Raw genomic sequence first — 20,049 nt, 5'->3', positions numbered from 1 at the left:
AAGTCAAGGTGAAATTGGCAAAATAATTTAAGAACCTGGCATTTAAAAGTAAGAAAGACGGTTAGGGGCATGGTTTTCCCCCAATCGTCTTTTTTTATTTGCCACTAATTAATGAGATGTCGGCTAAGCGAATTTGTTTGGCAATCTGAGTGTCCAATTGTTCATCGGTGATGATAACATCCACATCATTAACGTCGGCTGTCTTGTAAAGTGCATTTTTTTCGAATTTAGTGTGATCAGCTAAGATAACTTTCATTCGACAATGAGACATCATCTTTTTGGAAACTTCCACTTCTTCTATATAGTGGTTGGTGATTCCTGCTTGAAGGTTGACGCCGCCACAGCCAAAGAAACCAATGTCGGCATAGATATTATTGATATTGGCAAGTGTGATTGGCCCGGACAAAGAACCTTCACTAGTCCGCATTGTTCCGCCCAAGAGTACAATTTGAATATTTTTAACAAACTGTAGCGAGTTGAGAACGAAAGTAGAGTTGGTGATAACGGTTAGATTGGTTAGATGGCTATGTTTAATTTCTTCGGCGATTTGAAAAGCAGTTGTACCGTAATCAAGAAAAATTGACTCCCCATCATGAATTAAGCGTAGTGCATTGGTGGCAATTTCATTTTTTTCAGCAACTGCTTCGTGTCTACGCTTACCATACTTTGTCTCGTTGACACTTTGCGGGGTAGTAGCACCACCGCGAATTGCCTGCACTAGTCCTTGTTTATCAAGGTTGTAAATATCTTTACGGATAGTCTCACGAGAAACATTAATTTCCTTGCTAATTTCAGCGATTCTAATGGTACCGCGTTGGTTTAATTGATCTAAAATATACTTTTGGCGCTGCATAACTTCCATATGAGGTGGCCTCCTTGTAAAAATAAAATTTATTTTTCGGTAGTAATCATAGCACATGTTTGGCAATTGTTTGCAATCTAATTTTGTAAAGTGATTGAAATCTCTATCTAAATCCTTTACATGTAAGCGCTTAACAGAGTGTTATGTCTAACTTTGTGAGATAATTAACTTGCTTTTGCGAACGCTTATGTCGTTGCAAAGTACTCTTTGCAAACGGGTGTTAAAAACTTTTTTAAAGAAAAGTATTGCAAAAGTATTGCAAAATGATACAATTTTAATTGTTGAAAGCGATTACATTTATATAAAACATGAAAGGAGCGACTTATTTTGAGTGAGAACCTTGTCGAAGTAAGCGATTATTTAAGAGATCAGCTCATTTTTCTACACACCTCTTTTAAAACCTCGAAGGAGTTATTTACAGCAATTAATGCGAAGGCCAAGGAAGATGGGTTTGTGACTGATCAATTCTTACCAAAGATTATCAAACGAGAAGGAACTTTTCCGACTGGTTTGCAATTAGAACATCGGGGTGTGGCGATACCACATACCGATGCGGATACGATCAACCAAGAGTTCGTTGCTGTAGTTGTTAATGATGAGCCAATCAAATTTAGTCGGATGGACGATCCAGAACAAAAGGTTGATGCTAAATTAGTTTTTGTTCTTGGTCTAAATAAGCCCCATGCTCAGTTAGATATGCTTCAAGCATTAATGACTATTATTCAAGATGATTCATTAGTAAGTTCTTTGGAAAACGCTGATAACGCTAATCAAGTTCATCAGCTATTAAGCAAATAAAAATAATAGAAGAAATAGGAGAAATTATCATGAAAAAATTAAACGTATTAGTAGCTTGCGGTGCCGGAATTGCCACTTCAACGGTTGTTATGAAGAAGGTTGAAGATTTGTTTGCCGAGAACAATATTGATGCAAACTTGATTCAAATTAAGATTGCTGAAGCCGCATCTAAACAGGATGACGCAGATATGTTGATTTCAACGACTGTATTACCTACTGAATACAAGATTCCAGCAATTAAAGCAATGGGATTTTTAACGGGGCTTGGTGTGGATAAGTTGCAAGATGAAATTTTAACTAAAGCACGTGAAATTCAAGCACAATAATAAGGAGCTAGGTTTTAAGCAGGAGGATGCATCATGAAAGTATTATCTGATGTTGTACAAAGCATCATTAATGTTGGCCCCAGCGTTATGCTTCCCATTATTATCTTTATTGTTGGGTTAATCTTTAGGGTTAAACCGGGTAAGGCACTCACATCTGGGATTACTGTTGGTATCGGTATGATTGGGATTAACCTGGTCATTAATTTGTTGACAACTAGTGTTGGTCCTGCTGCGCAGGCGATGGTCAAGCGATTTGGGTTTCATTTGACGATTATTGATGCCGGATGGCCTGCCGTTTCTGCTGGGACATGGGCACAACCAATCTCAGCTATCATGATTCCAATTATTTTAGTCGTTAACGTTGGTTTAATTTTGTTAAATCTTACTAAAACACTTGATATCGATATTTGGAATTACTGGCACATGATTGCGGCCGCAGCTACGGCTTATGTGGTGACGAAAAACTGGTGGTTTGCAATTCTTTGTGGGATTATCTATGAAATCGCTGTCTTAATTATTGCTGATAAAACTGCGCCAAAAGTCGCTGAGTTTTATGGCTTGGATGGGATTAGCTTTCCAACTGGTTCTGCTGCAGCGTATGGCTTACTTGGTATTCCAATTGGATGGGTTGTCAGCAAAATCCCTGGTATCAAAAAATGGGATGTTGATCCACAAACGATTCAAAAGCGTTTTGGTGTCTTTGGCGAACCCATGGTTATGGGGATCGTGATTGGGATGTTATTAGCTGCTTTAGGTGGTTATAGTGTACCAAACATTCTAAAACTTGGTATGTCAATGGGTGGTGTTATGTTCTTAATGCCACGGATGGTCAAGATTTTAATGGAGGGCTTAATCCCAATCCAAGAAGGTGCGCAAAAATTACTTCAAGAGAAGTATGGCAATCGAAAGATTTACTTAGGGATGGATGCTGCTCTTTCAACTGGTTCACCAGCTACTTTGGCAACTGGACTACTAATGGTACCAATTACGTTATTCTTAGCCATTATTTTACCTGGTAACCGGGTATTACCATTCGGTGATTTAGCAACGATTCCATTCTTCGCTGCTTTGATTGTTCCTAGTCGTAAGGGTAATATCGTCCACTCTGTACTCTCTGCTACTATCGTGATGGTATTTGCATTGCTGATGGCAACAGACTTTGGTCCAACGTTAACTTCAATGATGCACGGGATTGTTGCCTTTCCTAAGGGTGCGTCAGAAGTTACCAACTTGGATACGGGTGGTAATGTCTTGAACTGGTTAATTTTGAAATTATCACAGTTAGTACAGCCGTTATTTAATTAAAAGATTATCCGTAGAAAGGAAAATGAATTATGGATACTGTAAAAACAACTGAAACCGATGAATTAAAGGGTGCTAAAACTATGGAGGCCGTTGTTAAGACGGAATCTGGCTATGACAATATGGAATTGAAACAAATTCCAATTCCTGAAGTAACTGGGGATAAAGTATTATTGAAGGTTGCTTATACTGGAATTTGTGGGACGGATATCCATACATTTAAAGGCCAGTATGCCAATGCAGTAACACCACTTGTTTTAGGCCATGAATTCTCAGGTAAAGTTGTTAAAGTAGGTCCTGATGTTACCACCTTAAAACCTGGTGATCGCGTTACTAGTGAAACGACATTTGCAACTGATGAGACTTGTGTCTATTGTCAAGATAAGGAATATAACTTATGTCCTAACCGTGAAGGAATTGGGACTAAAGCCAATGGTTCAATGGCCAACTATGTTTTGACTCGCGAAGAAAGCGCTCACATTTTGCCGGATAATGTTTCCTACAAAATGGCTGCAATGTCAGAACCTTTAGCATCATGTGTTCACGCTATGTATCAAAAGACGCCATTTACTTTACATGATACTTTATTAATTATGGGACCAGGACCAATGGGGTTACTCTCATTACAAATTGCCAAAGAAATTGGTGCTTTTGTCATTGTTTCTGGGATTACTAAGGATGCTGATCGTTTACAAATTGCTAAAGAATTGGGTGCCGACATCATTGTAGATACTCAAAAAGAAGACTTGGCCAAGGTCGTAATGGATGCGACAGATGGTGTTGGTGTTACCAAAGTATATGACTGTTCGGGTGCAACGCCAGCTGTTAATGCTGCCTTACCATTGATTCGTAAAGGTGGAACTTTCCAACAAGTTGGTCTTTTTGCAAAGCCAATGAATGAATTGGATGAACGCTCAATTATTCAGCATGAAATTACCTATCGGGGTTCTCGTTCACAAAATCCTTATGATTGGCCAATTGCCTTACATCTTGAAAGTAAGGGTGCTATTAATCAGGATGCGATGATTACGAAGGTCTTTGATCTTGAACATTGGCGTGACGCTTTTGATGCAATGATGGCTGGTAAAGAACTTAAAGTTATGATTGCTTCTAATCCTAATGATCCAGATTTAGCTGATTAAACCAATTGTAGTTGAATGACAGATTATTAAAATTATAACCTCCTTAACTAGAGCATCGAGATATTTATCTTGGTGCTCTTTTTTGGGAGCAGGGGGGGTTCTTTATGAAGTATCAAAATATCTTGTTCGATATTGATAATACCTTGATTAATTCAGCGGACTTAATTGCTAAGTTATTGAAGGAGGGGGCAGTTCGCGAGGGTGTTGATATGCCAATTGAAGAATATCGTAAGAGAATTGGCCAGCCCGGTGAGATGATCCTGAGAGAATTTGGTGTTCAAAATTGGCAGAATGTATTAGCCAGATATCTAATTGAATTTAACGAGAATATGAATGAACTAACGTATTTTGTGGGAGTTGAACAAATGTTAGATGATTTATTGGCAATGAATCTCACAGTGGGAGTGGTTACATCTAAGGATCGTGTTCAATTTGATAAAGAAGTCAGTCATTTTCCGATTATCGCAAAGATGCCAATTGTGACTACTGCTGATTTAACTAAAAATCCAAAGCCAAGTGGAGAGCCGATTACCTACACATTAGAGAGATTTAACTTAGCACGTGAAAGGACGTTGTATGTTGGTGATAGTATCTTTGATATGCAGGCTTCAAAGAATGCAGGCGTTGATTTTGTAGTTGCTAAATGGGGAGCATTACCGAATGTCGATTTTAATAATGCGAAATATCAAGCTAAGACCCCGAATGATATCGTTGGAATAGTTCAGTAAGTAAATGAGATTAGACTGGAAAGAGCGCATTATTTAATAATAAAAAATCCTTTTTAACTCTAAAAGCAGAGGCCAAGATAGCAACTTTCGTTTCTTGGCTTCTGCTTTTAGATACATTAATAAATGAAATGAAGACGAGCTAGTTATCTTTATACAAATATCTGAATAAGTCCCTTTTATTATTCAAATGATACAGATTAGTTAACCAATCCTTTTGTTGTAATTGTGTCATCAAGTCACTGATGAATGATAGATGCTTCTCGTAATCTATGGGGGCTAGACCAATAATTACATGGACCATTTTTTGATTTGTCATAACAGGTAGCGGCTTATCAAGTAAAAAGAAAGTAGCACCGAGATTATTAACGCCATCACGTGGAGCAGCGTGCGCCAACATAACGCCTGACCCAATAACCATGTATGGTCCGTTACTTTCAGTTAAATGAATGATCTGATCGATATAATTTTTTTCAACACTATAGTCTTCAAGTAGGGGGGATAGTGCTGTACGCACCGCCTGCTTCCAAGATTTTTGGTGATTTAGAAAACCAACATGTTCTGGCGGCAGTAGCTTGATTAATTCTGATAAATTTTCTTGGGGTGCGGCTAATAGTGGTTCCTGAGTTAGCTGGGTCAAATAGTCGTTCAGTGCGAGTTTCAGACCCATAGGATTTCTTATCATAGCGTAGTTGCCTACAATATCCAATAGTGTATCCACATTAAATAACTTGAGTGTGTCAGAAGTTGCCAACCCGGCCTTAATAATAGCATTATCGATGATCTTCCACTCCAACTCAGAAGGAAAAGCAGATACGGTAGTTATTGGTATGTTGCGCTGGGTGTTCAATTTGATTGTACTGATGACAAGCTGAACATTACTTAGATCTGAATTTTCGTATTGAAGCACATTCATTGGACTAGAAAAATGAATACCGCGGTAACGGCTTTCTAGTTGTTGAAGCAATAGACGACTGGTACCGATGCCACTAGAACAAACGACAAGTACTTCATTTTGTGTTGGGGTGCTTGTTTTTTGCTCACGAATAGCACCACCAAAGTAAATGGCAATTAATGCGATTTCATCATCAGAAAGTGTGTGATGAATATATTGTTCAAATGGTACGACGACTTTACGAGTGATTTCAAAAGTGTGGTGATAATGCTGTTGAATACTTTTTAAGTCAGGGTATTCAAATGGCATATTATATTGAGCACGATAGTAGGTTGAAAGCAAGTGAACCGTTAAACTGTCACTAATCGACTTGATTGAAACATGTGCGCCAGAGAGGTGGTTGAAACTAGAAATCATTCGAACTGAGAATGGTTTTAACTTTTGAATCAAGTCGTCATTCCAATTGACATGAGCAAATTGACTAGAATTGATCAACTTGACTAAGTAGTCAACCTCATTAGAGTTATCGATATGATAATCGTTCAAAAAACTTTTAGCCCAAATGTGATCCAGCGTTAAGTCGGTTTGTGCGGATATAACATCACTTAGTTGGTTATTACAGTCTCTAATGTTAGTTAAGTACCAATATAAAAATAGCCGAATTGTGATACTTGCATCGTCGGTTAAATATTTTCCAGTTATTCTTTCAAAGAGTTTAATCTGGTCGTTTATGGTAGTGGGCTTAATGGTAGCCTGCCTAGTTTGTTCAATGAGTGTCTTCAGTTGAGTAGCATGATCGTACACCCATTTACGAACTGCTGTCGGGGAACCCGTGATTATTTTACCGGATTCTGTATTGGTGATTTGTAAATGATATAGCGCTAGTTGTGAGTGTAGTACTTTGATATCTCTAATAACTGTGTTCTTAGAAATATTAAATTGGTAAGTTAGGTCCGCTAACGAGCAACCACTAGTGTTGAGGATACTAAATGCAATTAGTAGTTGGCGTTGCTTAGCATTGTTGGTCATGATCTTGCTAGAGGTTTCTTTTTCTGTCATTTTATGCAGAAATTTGATCGTGTCAGTTGGAAGGTAATATCCTAGTTTTTTAACATTAGTAATCGGAAATTCTGCATGCTGATCAAGCTCATCGTTTACTTTATTTATTAGATAGAATAGGCTACGACGCGAGATATGTAGATGTTGTTGTAAGAAGTTAGCTGTGGTGTAGCCCGATGACGTTAATAGAATTTCTAATAATTCATTACCATGTTTTCGTTTGCTGAAATTTACACGCAATTCAGTATCCTCCCTGTATTAAGTCTACTAAAAAATTAAAGCATTAAGGTATCAAAGTACCAAAGTTGCACTATTCTCAAAAACATTGTTGCACTTGTGGCGCTATTATTCAAGTTTATACTGGTCATTGTCAGATAGATAGCGATATCAAGAAAGGAGGATGAATAAAAATGCTGTTGGATTTATTGAATAAACAGACTGTGCAAGTATCAGAAGGAACAGGGCTAGATTGGAAGCAAGCAATTGAATTAGCTGCGGAACCATTAATTAATAATAAGACGATTGAAGATGGATACGTCCAGGAAATGCTCAATGTGGTGGAATCAGAAGGACCGTACATCAATATCGGGCCACAAATCGCGCTCGCACATTCTAGACCAGCGGGTAACGTCCATGAAATCGGATTATCTATCTTAAAAACAAATCATAGCATTAGTCTAGTCAATGATGAACACCCCATCAATTTATGGTTCGTATTGGCCGCGGTAGATAATAACAGCCATTTAGCCGTTATTAAAGAGTTAATGGAGTTGTTAACCGATGAGTCGGCGGTGACAGCTATGTTAAATGCAACTAGTGAAGTTGATATTTTAGAAGTTATTGCACATGAGCAAGAATTACAAAAATAGGAGGGTACTATTATGAAATTTTTAGCTGTTTGTCAAAGTGGTCTGGGAAGTAGTTTTATGGTTCAGATGAACATTCAGAGTATTTTAAAGGACGAGAATGTTAAAGAAGATATCCAAGTGGATCATTCTGATGTTGGGAGCGTTGGCGCTGATTCAGCAGATTACTTCTTTGTTGAATCAACGCTTCAAAGTGCATTAGGAAGTATTCCTGAGAATAAGGTTGTGTTACTAAAAAGCTTGATTGATAAGCAAGAAGTCCGGAACCATGTCAATACAATTTTGGATCAAGAAAATATTGAACATGATTAGCCGCTGAAAAGGAGGAGAATCACATGAAGACTGTTTTGAACTTATTTGTTGGTATTGTGACCCAACCGTCTATTTTAGTAGCGCTAATTGCGATGTTAGGGCTACTACTTCAAAAAAAGAAAAGTACGGAAGTTGTTCAAGGAACTATTAAGACCTTTGCCGGTTTCTTAGTCTTAACTGGTGGTGCCGGAATTCTTCAAAATGCATTGTCACCCTTTGCTTCCATGTTTAAGTTTGCGTTACATGTTCAAGGAGTTGTTCCTAGTAATGAAGCAGTTGTTGCAATTGCCCTGGTTAAATACGGCTCAACAACAGCACTAATTATGTTAGTTGGGATGATTGTTAATATTTTATTAGCTCGTTTTACTCGCTTTAAGTATATCTTCTTGACAGGGCAAGCAATGTTATATGTTTCTTGTTTAACTGCAGTTATATTGGTAAGCGCTAACATTGGCGCGGGTTGGCAAACGATTGTACTTGGTGGTCTATTTGAAGGGACATTATTAACGGTAACACCAGCATTGACACAACCATTTATGCGTAAAATCACGGGTGGCGATGATGTTGCTATGGGACACACGGGTAACATTGGCTATGCGCTCTCAGGATTGATGGGTAAATGGTTTGGTAATGCAGAAAAGTCTACAGAGGATCTAGAAATCCCTAAGAGTTTGGGCTTTCTGCGTGATTCGACAGTTTCAATTACGATTTTAATGGGTATTGTTTACATCATTTTGGCGATTGTGACAGGTCCAGCTTACATTGAATCGAAATTGAGTGGTGGGACTAATTATATTGTTTATGCATTAGTACAAGCAGGAACATTTGCTGCCGGTTTCGTGGTTGTTTTACAAGGTGTTCGGATGATTTTGGCCGAAATTGTGCCAGCTTTTCAAGGTATTGCGACCAAGTTGGTTCCTAATTCTAAGCCTGCATTAGACGTTCCGATTATTTTCCCATACGCACCAAATGCAGTTTTATTAGGATTCTTTGTCAGTTTCATTGTTGGGACGCTAAGTATGTTTATCATGATTGCGCTAGGAACTACTGTTATTATTCCAGGTGTAGTGGGGCACTTTTTCTGTGGTGCTGCTGCAGCAATTTATGGTAATTCTACTGGTGGTCGGCGTGGTGCAATCATCGGTGCTACAGTAAATAGTTTGTTGATCAGTTGGTTGCCCTTGTTTATCTTACCAGTTTTGGGAAACTTGAAATTAGCAGCTTCGACGTTTGCAGATACCGACTATTTGGTTCCAGGAATCTTGTTAGGAAAATTAGGGAGTTACGGAAGTGTAGCAGTTATTACAGGAATTATCTTGTTCACAATTATTGTGATTCTTTGCAGTGTTTTTCTTACCCGGCGTGCTAAACGGATGACTGATGGAACTAAGTAATCAGTAATTATGAGTACTACTTTCAATAATTTATGAAAACTAATAATAAAGGAGATAAATCTAATCATGAAATTTTTCTTAGATACTGCGAATACTAAAGATATTAAACATTTCGCGGAACTTGGTTTAGTAGATGGAGTAACAACAAATCCAACGTTGGTGTCACGTGAAGGTCGTGATTTTGAAACCGTTATCAAAGAAATTACGCAGATTGTATCAGGTCCAGTATCCGCTGAGGTAACGGCAACCAAGGCCGAAGAGATGATTGCCCAGGCTCGCAATGAAGTTAAGTGGGCTTCAAATATTGTGGTGAAGATTCCGATGACTGAAGAAGGACTTAAGGCGGTCAAAGTATTAAGTGGTGAGGGCATTAAAACAAATGTGACCCTTGTATTCTCAGTTTCGCAAGGCTTATTAGCGGCAAAGGCCGGTGCTACTTACATTTCACCATTTTTAGGACGTCTTGATGATATTGGTGGCAATGGAATTCAGCTAGTTAAGGATTTACGTCAAGTTTTGGATACTTATGGATTCAAGACGGAAATTATCGCTGCCAGTGTTCGGGGGCCACAACATGTTCAAGAAGCTGCGTTGGCAGGTGCTGATATTGCTACCATTCCGGCCACAGTTTTCGGTAAGTTATGGTCTCATCCATTAACGGACAAAGGTTTACAAAGCTTTGCAGCAGATTGGGTGGCATTTCAAGCAGCACAAAATTAATTGTAACAACGGCTTAGGAGGTAAGAATAATGTTTGATAAAGTTGACGAACTAGGTGTTAATACTATTCGAACGTTAAGTATCGAAGCAATTCAAAAAGCAAATTCCGGACATCCAGGGTTACCGATGGGGGCCGCACCTATGGCCTACGTGTTATGGACAAAACATCTAAAAGTCAACCCACAAACGCACATGGATTGGGTTAATCGTGATCGTTTCATTCTTTCAGCTGGACATGGTTCAGCTATGTTATACAGCCTGTTACATTTAGCTGGATATGATGTTTCGATTGATGATCTTAAGCACTTTCGGCAGTGGGACAGTCGGACCCCGGGGCATCCAGAGTATGGACATACCGATGGCGTTGAAGTAACTACTGGTCCGTTGGGACAAGGCTTCGGTATGGCCGTTGGAATGGCAATGGCGGAGGCACATCTAGCTGCCCAATATAACCGACCTAATTTTCCAATTGTTGATCATTACACTTATACAATTGTCGGTGATGGCGACTTAATGGAAGGAATTTCGCACGAGGCTGGATCATTAGCCGGACATCTTAAGCTGGGAAAGTTAATTGCACTTTACGATTCGAACGGCATTTCATTAGATGGCAAGACATCTCAGGCCTTTACGGAAAATGTTGGCGATCGCTTTAAAGCATATGGCTGGCAACATTTAGTGGTTGAAGATGGGAATGATCTTGATGCAATTGACGCGGCAATCGAACTCGCAAAGAAGACAACTGATCGTCCTTCATTGATTGAAGTGAAAACGGTGATTGGCTATGGCGCACCTAAACAAGGGACTAATGCTGTTCATGGTAACCCAATTGGTGCGGATGGCATTAAAGCAGCTGAAAAAGTATATGGCTGGAATTACTCGGATTTTGAAGTGCCATCAGCTGTCTCAGACCGGTTTAAAGCGACAATTCAGGAAAAAGGTGCACAAGCTGAGCAAAAGTGGCAACGGTTGTTTGAATCCTATGAAGCCGAATATCCAGAACGGTCACGCGAATTCAAAGCAGCTTTTAAAGGTGAAATTCCAGCCGAGCTAAATGAAGTTTTACCACACTATCAGCCAGATGATGCGCTAGCTAGTCGGGCAGCCAGCTCAAAGGCAATTAACGCATTAGCAAAGTCTATTTCCTTTATCTGGGGTGGCGCTGCGGACTTATCCGGTTCTAATAAGACCATGATTACGAGTGCCAAAGACTTTCAGCCAGAATCCTACGATGGTCGTAATATCTGGTTCGGCGTACGTGAATTTGGCATGGCGGCTGCGATGAACGGAATTGTATTACATGGCGGCACTCGGGTATTCGGGGGAACATTCTTTGTCTTCACTGATTACTTACGTGCGGCAGTCCGTTTGTCTGCACTACAACACGCACCGGTTATCTACGTCTTAACGCATGATTCAATTGCGGTCGGCGAGGATGGGCCAACCCACGAACCGATTGAACAATTGGCTAGTTTACGATGCATGCCAAACGTACAAGTGATTCGGCCAGCTGATGGTAATGAGACTTCAGCTGCGTGGGAGCAAGCACTGAAAACAACTGATAAACCGACCGTTCTGGTATTGAGTCGACAAGCCTTGAAGACTTTACCTGTATCAGTTGATACGGCCTTTGCTGGTGTTGAGAAGGGTGGTTATGTGGTCAGCGCTGCTAAAAAAGTAACACCAGATGGTTTACTAATTGCAACTGGTTCTGAAGTTAATTTAGCATTGGAGGCCAAAGCCCAGTTAGCAAGGCATAATCAAGATGTCGCGGTCGTTTCAATTCCAAGTTTTGATCGGTTTGCGCAACAATCACCGGAATATCGCGATAGTGTACTCCCAAGTGTGGTTACAAGAAGAGTGACAATCGAAGCTGGATCAACATTTGGCTGGGATCAGTATGCTGGCGATCATGGTGCTAAGATCGGTGTGGATCGCTTCGGAACTTCGGCACCTGGTGACTTGGTACTTGATAAGTATGGCTTTAATGTAACTAATGTTGTGAATACTTATCTGAAATTAAAATAATTATTGAAGAAATAGAAACGGGGCGTTGCTCGGTTTCTATTTCGTGTTCGATAAAGAATGAGGATGGCTATGATGGAAAATATTAAGATGATTGCGATTGATATCGATGGCACACTAGTTAATTCAAAAAAGCAGGTGACATTGCGAGTCAAGCAAGCGATTAAAATGGCGAAGGAAAAGAAGATTAAAGTGGTTATCTGCACGGGACGGCCATTAACAGGTGTTAAAGCATTGTTGCAGGAGTTGGAACTCGATGCTCAAGATGATCAATACGTTGTATGTTTTGGCGGTGCTGCAACCTACACAACTAGTGGCGAACTGATTGATGAACGACCGATTAGTTATGAAGATTATATTGACTTGGAAGCCCTAGCACGTAAGTTACGCTTGCATTTTCACGCGGTATCTGAGGATCGGCTGTATACGGCTGACCGTAATATTGATGATTATACACTCTATGAAGCTAATCTCGTTTCAATGGGTATCTCATATCGGACGCCAGAAGAGATGCGGAATATTAAACTGATTAAATCGATGTACGTTGATGAACCCGAAGTTTTAGACGCTGCCATTAAGCAGCAAAAACTATTTGAACCGTTGAAAAAGCAGGTTACTTTCACGAAAAGTGCACCATTTTATTACGAGGCTAACGCTAATGGTGTTAGTAAGGGCAACGCTTTGCAAGTACTCTGTGAAAAGTTAAGTTTGACTGCTGCCAACGTGATGGCAATTGGTGATGAAGCTAATGATTTGAGCATGATTAAGTTTGCAGGACATGGAGTAGCGATGGGCAACGCTATTCCTGAAGTGAAGCAAGTGGCTGATGAAATAACTGTCGATAATGAACATGATGGGGTTGCCATAGTTATTGAAGCAATCACGAGGTAAGGATAAGCAGGTATAAAAGCATTGTTATATCGGTTATAAGGGTTACAATTGATTATTGGCTCTTAAAGTGTTTGGAATAGATTAAATTATTTTAGAGATGATTTTATGAAAAAAGCTTTATTTTTTCAGCAACGATATTATACTAAAAAGATGTAAGCTTATTGACTTATCAAATCTAAATATTATTTTCGAGGAGGATTACTAGTTATGTGTACTGCCATAACTTATCAATCTTATAATAATTACTTCGGTAGAAATTTCGATTATGAAATTTCATACAATGAAATGGTTACGATTACGCCTAGAAAATATCCACTAGTATTTCGTAAGGTGGAGAACTTAGATCACCATTATGCAATAATTGGAATTACTGCTGATGTAGAAAGCTATCCACTTTACTACGATGCGATGAATGAACAAGGCTTGTGTATTGCGGGATTAAATTTTGCAGGTTATGCTGATTATAAAAAATATGATGCTGATAAAGTTAATATCACACCATTTGAATTAATTCCTTGGTTATTGGGACAATTTTCAAGTGTTAGAGAAGTGAAAAAGAACATACAAAAACTAAACTTGGTTAATATTAATTTTAGTGAACAATTACCATTATCACCGCTACATTGGTTGGTTGCTGATAAACAGGAATCGATAGTTATTGAAAGTGTTAAAGAAGGACTAAAAATTTACGACAATCCAGTAGGTGTGTTAACAAACAATCCTAATTTTGACTACCAATTATTTAATTTGAACAACTATCGTGCCTTATCAAATAGCACACCTCAAAATAGTTTTTCGGAAAAAGTGGATTTAGATAGTTATAGTAGAGGAATGGGCGGACTAGGATTACCTGGAGACTTGTCCTCAATGTCTAGATTTGTCAGAGCCGCTTTTACTAAATTAAACTCGTTGCCGATGCAGACAGAGAGTGGCAGTGTTAGTCAGTTTTTCCATATACTAGGGTCTGTAGAACAACAAAAAGGGCTATGTGAAGTTACTGACGGAGAGTACGAATATACAATCTATTCTTCTTGTTGTGATATGGACAAGGGAGTTTATTACTATAGAACTTATGACAATAGTCAAATTAACAGTGTCAATTTAAACCATGAGCACTTGGATACGACTGAATTAATTTCTTATCCATTACGATCAGAAGCACAATACTATGCAGTTAACTAAAAGCCACTACTGTAATAGTTAAAATTGGTTAAAAGAGGAAGTCAGTTTATTTATCAGTTGATTTCCTCTTTTATGTATCACTTTTTTCAGAGTAAGTTCCAATGGCTGGCATTGCTGTTAATATGACACTAGATGATATAAGTTATCATGTTAAACTCGATGGTAAGTTGGGTTTAATTGATAGAAAACATAATATTTATGAGATGCTTGAAATACCTACTAAAATACATTTTTACCAAATTTTATATGATCATGTTTTGAATAAGGGGATTAATTTGAGCGACTGGATAGACATTAAGATATTACTGACAAGTTTATTTAGGAAAAGAGCACGTTAATATATACAATAGTAATTGAAATAATAAACACCTTAGGAGTGATTGGTATCCTAAGGTGTTTATTAAAGTTAAGGATTAAAATATTAAGCTACTATTCTCGATAACAGCTACTGTCATTATCGTAAGTGAGTTTAACAATGTGATCAGACAATTCAACCGTGATCTGCTGATAAACTGGTTGATAACCGTGATGAGTGAGCTGCACATTAACCTTGTTGTGATCAACGGTAATTGTGTAATTGTTCCATTCACCCGATTGATACTTAAAGTCACGCCCATTATCTTGATAATGTTGGTAGGTCCCTTGAGTACCAAATACTCTAAACGTCATCGCTTTCAACGGCTCATCGCTAATGTGGCTAACAGCGGGTCCCCATGGCAAAATGGTGTTTTGTTTTACAAATAATGGTAGTTTGTCGAGTGGAGTATCGACTACAATATCCTGATTGCCGGCATACTCAGCACCGTTCCAAAAGTCAATCCAGTTCCCAGCTGGTAAATAAACTAACCGCTTAAATTGAGATTTTTGAACAACGGGGGCAACTAGTATGTCGTCACCAACCATGTATTCGTCATTCAAGTCGCGTACACGAGGGTCCTGATCGTAGTTTAAGACAACGGGACGCATGATTGGTAAGCCAGTTTTGGTTTCCTTAGCAAATAAATCGTATAGATAAGGAATCAGACGATAACGCAATTTGAGATACTTGCGATAAATGTTTAATGTTGGCTCGCCAAATGCCCATGGTTCTTGTTGGCGAGTCCCTAATGCTGCATGGTTCCGTAACAGTGGACTGAAAATTGCCCCTTCAATCCACCGTGTCAGTAATTCAGATGTCGTATCTGAGGCAAAGCCACCAATGTCAGTTCCAGTAAAACTAAAACCACTTAAACCTAAGTTGCAGAGTTGTGGAATCATCATTTGGATATGTGGCCACATACTGCGATTATCACCGGTCCATACAGTCGAGTATTTCTGAGTTCCGGCGTAAGCTGCCCGTGTGATAACAAATGGTCGGTTGCCAGTTTGCTCTTTTAGTCCGGTGTAGGTTGCTTTAGCCATATTATGGCCATAAACGTTATGCATCTTCTTATGTGTTGAAGGCGTGTCTTGGTCATTAAAGACCGCGTCATCTGGAATTGGACCTTCAAACGTAGCGGGTTCGTTCATATCAATCCAAATACCAGCGACACCTAAATCAGTTAAAAATTTACCGTTGTTAGCCCACCACTGACGAACTTCTGGACGACCAAAGTCTGGAAAAGCAGCGTTACCTGGCCATACTTTATTAATATAGACATCACCGTCAGCAGATTTAACGAAATAGCCTTTTTTAAGACCCTCGGCATAAATGTGATAGTCAGAATCTTGTTTAACACCGGGATCGATGATTGGAATAACCTTTAGCCCCTGTTGGTTCAACTTGGTAATAAACTTCTTGGGATTACCCTGGTATTTATCCTTGTCCCAGGTGAAGACCCGATAACCATCCATGTAATCGACGTCAAAGTGAATCGCATCGCATGGTAAGTCGTACTTTGCAAGGCTATCTGCAATTGCTTGCACTTCTTCTTGACTAGCACTGTACCCCCACCGTGATTGTTGATAACCGAGCGTCCACTTTTGAGGTAGTGGCGTTCGACCAGTTAAGTAGGTGTAATTGGTGACAATGTCTTTTAACGTGGTACCACCAATAATGTAGTAGTCGAGGTTACCTTGGACAGCTGAATAAAAGTAGTAATGGTTGCTTTCCTTACCCATATCTAAATGGCTCTGGTAGGTATTGTCGAAGAAGATACCGTAAGGATGTCCATTTTTTAGCCCCAACATCACTGGGATTGACTTGTAAATATTAGGTAGGATCTCCAGCTGGGGAGCGGGGTTATCAACGTTCCAATTATCATAGGCAAAACCACGTTTGTTTAGATATCCGGTCTTGTCACCAAGTCCATAAAGATATTCATCAGGTGCTAGCGATTTAATGATTTCGTAGTAACCTTGATCAGATTTAGTAGGTGCCTTAGTCACTGAATGGCCTTCTGCCTCAACTAATCGTTCATGGACTTTGTCGACACCTTTCAAGTGAATGCGTTCACCACGATAATCGGTAATCAAAGCATTGCCATCTTTATCAAAGGTATCAAGATGCCGTTCGGAATCGAGGTGAATCGTTAAAGCTGATGTCCGGATAATGTAATGATCACTAGCACTTTCAATAGTGAAATCAGTCGCCTGAATTTTATGACCCTCAATTGCATAGGATTCACCTTGCTCACCGCGATTAATAAAGACGCGGATGATTTCCGGCGTAACAATAGTTAATTGTAATGGTTGGGCGAAAGCAAACGTAATCGTTTGGCCGTTCTGTGTGTAACTTGGTAATGCACTCATATTAAAAAACACTCCTTAGTAAAATGACTTTTATTTAGTTGGATTCTCTGACAAATCTTCTTGAGGCTTGTCTTGCTTAATAATACTAATGGCAAGTACCGCGATGAACATTGAGATACCAGCAATAAGCATCATTCCAGGCATCGAATTACCAACGAATTTAAAGACCATGAAGCTGGCAACGGATGCGAGAATTTGTGGCAAGCAAATCGTACCGTTAAAAATTCCAATATATGAGCCTTCATTGGCACCATCTAGTGAAGAAGTAAAGATATTAAAGGGTTCGACGTGCACCGTAAAGAAGCCGATACCGATTAAACAGAATGGTGCAATTAATAGGTACTGGTTGTGAATGAAGAATACCCAAACGAGGCCAACTGCGAAGCTAGCTAAGCCAAAGCGATACCAAAACTTTCGCTTGTATGGATTAGTCCGTGAAAGAACTAAGAAACCATATAGAACGGCGGCCATTGATTGAATGAAGGTCAAGATTCCATACCAATTACCGGCAGCTTGATAGCCAGCCGAAGCAGCATTAGTTGTGTGCCAAACGTTTTCGGCGATAGCACCAGTAGTATAAGTCCACATATATTGAATACCAATCCAGGCAAATAGTTGAACGAGGGCAACTTCCCAGAAAGCTTTCGGGGCTTCTTTTACTAATTGCCAAATAGGTTTGGTGTGCTTATGTTGTTCAGGATCGATATGATGATAAAGTGCGTACGTGTCAGGATCATATTCCTTAACCGTATGAATAGTATATGCTGAGATGCCTAATAAAATAATGGCACCAATATAAAACGCAATTCTTACAGAAAGGGGAACAACGCCTTTTTGTGCCGTATTCGCAACGCCAAAGTAAGTTAGAACGAACGGTAGAATAGTAGCAAGTACGCCTCCTAAGTTACTGAAAGCTTGTTGCCAAGACCACGCTTTGTCCTTCTGATTTTCATTAACCATATCCCCAATAATCATGCGGAACGGTTGCATGCAAACATTACTTGATAAATCCATAAATAAGATAGCAATAGCACCAAATAGTAATGCAGCAGTTGAAGCGTAGCCGAAGCCGAATGAACCAGCATTTGGTAATAACACCATGACCAGCGCCGCTAATGGTGCGCTGAATAGTAAGTAGGGCATTCTACGACCGAAACGCGTCCAAGTTCGATCAGAATATTTGCCGACTAGTGGCTGGACGAATAATCCAGCCAATGGTGGCAGAATGAAGAAGAGTCCTAGTTTGGTCGGATCAGCGCCAATGGTCTGGAAAATCCGGCTCATCTGTGATGATTGTAATGAGAAGGCCATATTAACCCCACAAAAACCAAAGGTAATTGCAAAGATGGTTTTTAATGGGAGGTTGGGCAGCGAATTAGCAATAGTGGATGTCTTAGGCTTACTGGAAACATCAGCGATTGGTTTATTCGAGTGTACTGCAGGTTGGTTCATGAGAATCCATCTCCTTAAAAGTTAATCACTTTTCGACAGGGCAATACTAGCACTTAACGTAAACGTTTACAATACTGTTTTGACAATAAAGTAAACGTTTACGCTAACAACGGTGATTTTACCGGCTTTTAGCGCTATAATTAATTTAAGTCGGAGGGGAGCTGGAAAAATGAAGCCAACAATCAAAGATATTGCCGCTAAAACTGGCTTTTCAATTGCTACAGTGTCACGGGTGTTGGCGAAAAAACAAGGTACATATAGCGACAAGACTCAGGAGCGTATATTAAAAGTTGCTAAGGATCTTGGCTATCGGAAAAATACACTAGCCATGGAATTAGTTAAAAAGAAGACGGACGTAATTGCCGTTATCGTCAATGTCACGCCCACGAATTTTTCAAATGGAATTATTGATGGTATTCAACAGCGCGCGACTGAGATCGGGTTACAGGTTATTATTCTATATGCTGGTAATCGGAATACCGAGTTACAACATCAAGCAATTGTGACCGCTTTGGAACGTACTGTTTCAGGTATTTTGTTAATGGCGATTGAACCAGATAAAGCAGACTTACAATTATTAACAGAATCAAAGACATCGTTTTGCTTTGTTTCGATCAATCTTGCAGATGAACGCGTCAAATCTGTTAGCTCTGACAATTATCAGGCAGCCTATTTGGCGACAGAGTATTTAATTTCGCATGGTCATCGAACAATTGGCCTAGCCGGAATCGACCATTATCATACAGGTAGTCAACGGCTTGCTGGGTATCAAGCGGCATTAAAAGATTATTCGATTCATGGGCAAGCTGAGTGGGTGCAACCCGGAGATTATAGTTACCAGGCTGGTTACAATGTTTTTAATGCTTATCAAGAATTGGGCATTACTGGGGTTGTTGCAGCTAGTGATATGACGGCGGCCGGGTTACAGAAGGCTGCTCAGGAGAGTAATGTGAAGCTACCTGGGGCGCTTTCTGTTGTCAGCATTGATGGAACGCTCATCTGCGATATTGCGACTCCTGCGTTGACAAGTGTTACCCAGAATTTTGTCCAGATTGGTATTGAAAGTGTTAATTGTTTGGTTGGAAAATCTGCCACGCGGTTAGTCCCAGTCACATTGGTTGAACGTGAGAGTGTTGCAACTATTAAAGTGTAAGCAGTAGTTTTAGCTTCGTTAGCTTGACAATCGGGAACTTGATTGTCAGGCTAGCGAATTTTTTTAGTTACAGTGAGCTTATTCAGTTACTTTAAATTTAGCTTTATTAACGTTAGTATATTGTCGGTACTAAGCGATTGTTTCATGCGAAAAGCACCAAAGTGGTTCTTAAATCGATGAAATCGCTTTATTTCAGATGTTATACTACAGCAAATG

General features: G+C 39.5%; 18 protein-coding genes. 14 read left to right on the top strand and 4 right to left on the bottom strand.

What is annotated here, in order from left to right:
• Positions 1 to 94 precede the first annotated feature (94 nt).
• Entirely contained in the window at positions 95 to 862 is a 768-nt protein-coding gene (locus V7R88_RS14175) for a DeoR/GlpR family DNA-binding transcription regulator (protein ID WP_003646205.1), read from the bottom strand.
• 327 nt (positions 863 to 1,189) lie between these two features.
• Here V7R88_RS14175 and V7R88_RS14170 point away from each other — a divergent pair, with 327 nt between their 5' ends.
• From V7R88_RS14170 to V7R88_RS14150, 5 genes are all read left to right on the top strand, one after another.
• Positions 1,190 to 1,660 (top strand): PTS sugar transporter subunit IIA, encoded by a 471-nt coding sequence (locus V7R88_RS14170; protein ID WP_054396824.1) that lies wholly within the window; start codon positions 1,190 to 1,192, stop codon positions 1,658 to 1,660.
• A gap of 29 nt (positions 1,661 to 1,689) precedes the next feature.
• Complete coding sequence (locus V7R88_RS14165) at positions 1,690 to 1,986, top strand: PTS sugar transporter subunit IIB (RefSeq protein ID WP_003642909.1); 297 nt, start codon at positions 1,690 to 1,692, stop codon at positions 1,984 to 1,986.
• Positions 1,987 to 2,019: 33 nt separating this feature from the next.
• A complete protein-coding gene (locus tag V7R88_RS14160) occupies positions 2,020 to 3,291 on the top strand; it encodes a PTS galactitol transporter subunit IIC (protein ID WP_054396822.1) in 1,272 nt (423 codons plus the stop codon).
• 29 nt (positions 3,292 to 3,320) lie between these two features.
• Positions 3,321 to 4,430, top strand: coding sequence for a zinc-binding dehydrogenase (locus V7R88_RS14155; protein WP_045353027.1), 1,110 nt, complete (start codon positions 3,321 to 3,323; stop codon positions 4,428 to 4,430).
• Positions 4,431 to 4,534: 104 nt separating this feature from the next.
• On the top strand, positions 4,535 to 5,158 hold the full coding sequence (locus V7R88_RS14150) for an HAD family hydrolase (protein WP_003642906.1): 624 nt from the start codon (positions 4,535 to 4,537) through the stop codon (positions 5,156 to 5,158).
• Between the two features lie 139 nt (positions 5,159 to 5,297).
• Here V7R88_RS14150 and V7R88_RS14145 read toward each other — a convergent pair whose 3' ends face one another.
• Positions 5,298 to 7,349, bottom strand: coding sequence for a BglG family transcription antiterminator (locus V7R88_RS14145; protein WP_054396821.1), 2,052 nt, complete (start codon positions 7,347 to 7,349; stop codon positions 5,298 to 5,300).
• Between the two features lie 170 nt (positions 7,350 to 7,519).
• Between V7R88_RS14145 and V7R88_RS14140 the strand changes: the two genes are divergently transcribed.
• From V7R88_RS14140 to V7R88_RS14105, 8 genes are all read left to right on the top strand, one after another.
• A complete protein-coding gene (locus V7R88_RS14140; protein ID WP_054396818.1) occupies positions 7,520 to 7,978 on the top strand; it encodes a PTS sugar transporter subunit IIA in 459 nt (152 codons plus the stop codon).
• Positions 7,979 to 7,990: 12 nt separating this feature from the next.
• Positions 7,991 to 8,287, top strand: coding sequence for a PTS sugar transporter subunit IIB (locus tag V7R88_RS14135; protein WP_003642903.1), 297 nt, complete (start codon positions 7,991 to 7,993; stop codon positions 8,285 to 8,287).
• Between the two features lie 23 nt (positions 8,288 to 8,310).
• Complete coding sequence (locus tag V7R88_RS14130; RefSeq protein WP_054396817.1) at positions 8,311 to 9,681, top strand: PTS ascorbate transporter subunit IIC; 1,371 nt, start codon at positions 8,311 to 8,313, stop codon at positions 9,679 to 9,681.
• Positions 9,682 to 9,747: 66 nt separating this feature from the next.
• Positions 9,748 to 10,401 carry a fructose-6-phosphate aldolase gene (gene fsa, locus V7R88_RS14125; protein WP_054396815.1) on the top strand — a complete coding sequence of 218 codons (654 nt, stop codon included), beginning with the start codon at positions 9,748 to 9,750 and terminating at the stop codon, positions 10,399 to 10,401.
• 29 nt (positions 10,402 to 10,430) lie between these two features.
• Positions 10,431 to 12,428, top strand: a complete 1,998-nt coding sequence (gene tkt / locus V7R88_RS14120) for a transketolase (protein WP_054396813.1) — start codon at positions 10,431 to 10,433, stop codon at positions 12,426 to 12,428.
• A gap of 72 nt (positions 12,429 to 12,500) precedes the next feature.
• The gene (yidA, locus tag V7R88_RS14115; protein WP_072535176.1) at positions 12,501 to 13,316 is read left to right on the top strand and encodes a sugar-phosphatase; all 816 of its coding nucleotides are present in this window, start codon (positions 12,501 to 12,503) and stop codon (positions 13,314 to 13,316) included.
• Between the two features lie 207 nt (positions 13,317 to 13,523).
• The gene (bsh, locus tag V7R88_RS14110; protein WP_054396810.1) at positions 13,524 to 14,498 is read left to right on the top strand and encodes a choloylglycine hydrolase; all 975 of its coding nucleotides are present in this window, start codon (positions 13,524 to 13,526) and stop codon (positions 14,496 to 14,498) included.
• Positions 14,499 to 14,599: 101 nt separating this feature from the next.
• On the top strand, positions 14,600 to 14,836 hold the full coding sequence (locus V7R88_RS14105) for a hypothetical protein (protein WP_054396807.1): 237 nt from the start codon (positions 14,600 to 14,602) through the stop codon (positions 14,834 to 14,836).
• 91 nt (positions 14,837 to 14,927) lie between these two features.
• On the opposite strand, the gene V7R88_RS14100 is transcribed toward V7R88_RS14105, so the two are convergent.
• The gene (locus V7R88_RS14100; protein WP_338816278.1) at positions 14,928 to 17,228 is read right to left on the bottom strand and encodes a glycoside hydrolase family 31 protein; all 2,301 of its coding nucleotides are present in this window, start codon (positions 17,226 to 17,228) and stop codon (positions 14,928 to 14,930) included.
• Positions 17,229 to 17,258: 30 nt separating this feature from the next.
• Positions 17,259 to 18,680 carry an SLC45 family MFS transporter gene (locus V7R88_RS14095; protein WP_054396802.1) on the bottom strand — a complete coding sequence of 474 codons (1,422 nt, stop codon included), beginning with the start codon at positions 18,678 to 18,680 and terminating at the stop codon, positions 17,259 to 17,261.
• A 169-nt stretch (positions 18,681 to 18,849) separates the two neighbouring features.
• Here V7R88_RS14095 and V7R88_RS14090 point away from each other — a divergent pair, with 169 nt between their 5' ends.
• Positions 18,850 to 19,833: a LacI family DNA-binding transcriptional regulator gene (locus V7R88_RS14090; protein WP_054396800.1), complete on the top strand. Its 984-nt coding sequence runs from the start codon at positions 18,850 to 18,852 to the stop codon at positions 19,831 to 19,833.
• Positions 19,834 to 20,049 lie beyond the last annotated feature (216 nt).

This window comes from Lactiplantibacillus argentoratensis, from assembly GCF_037290055.1.
GTDB lineage: Bacteria > Bacillota > Bacilli > Lactobacillales > Lactobacillaceae > Lactiplantibacillus > Lactiplantibacillus plantarum.
This window is presented reverse-complemented; position numbering and strand designations above follow the sequence as displayed.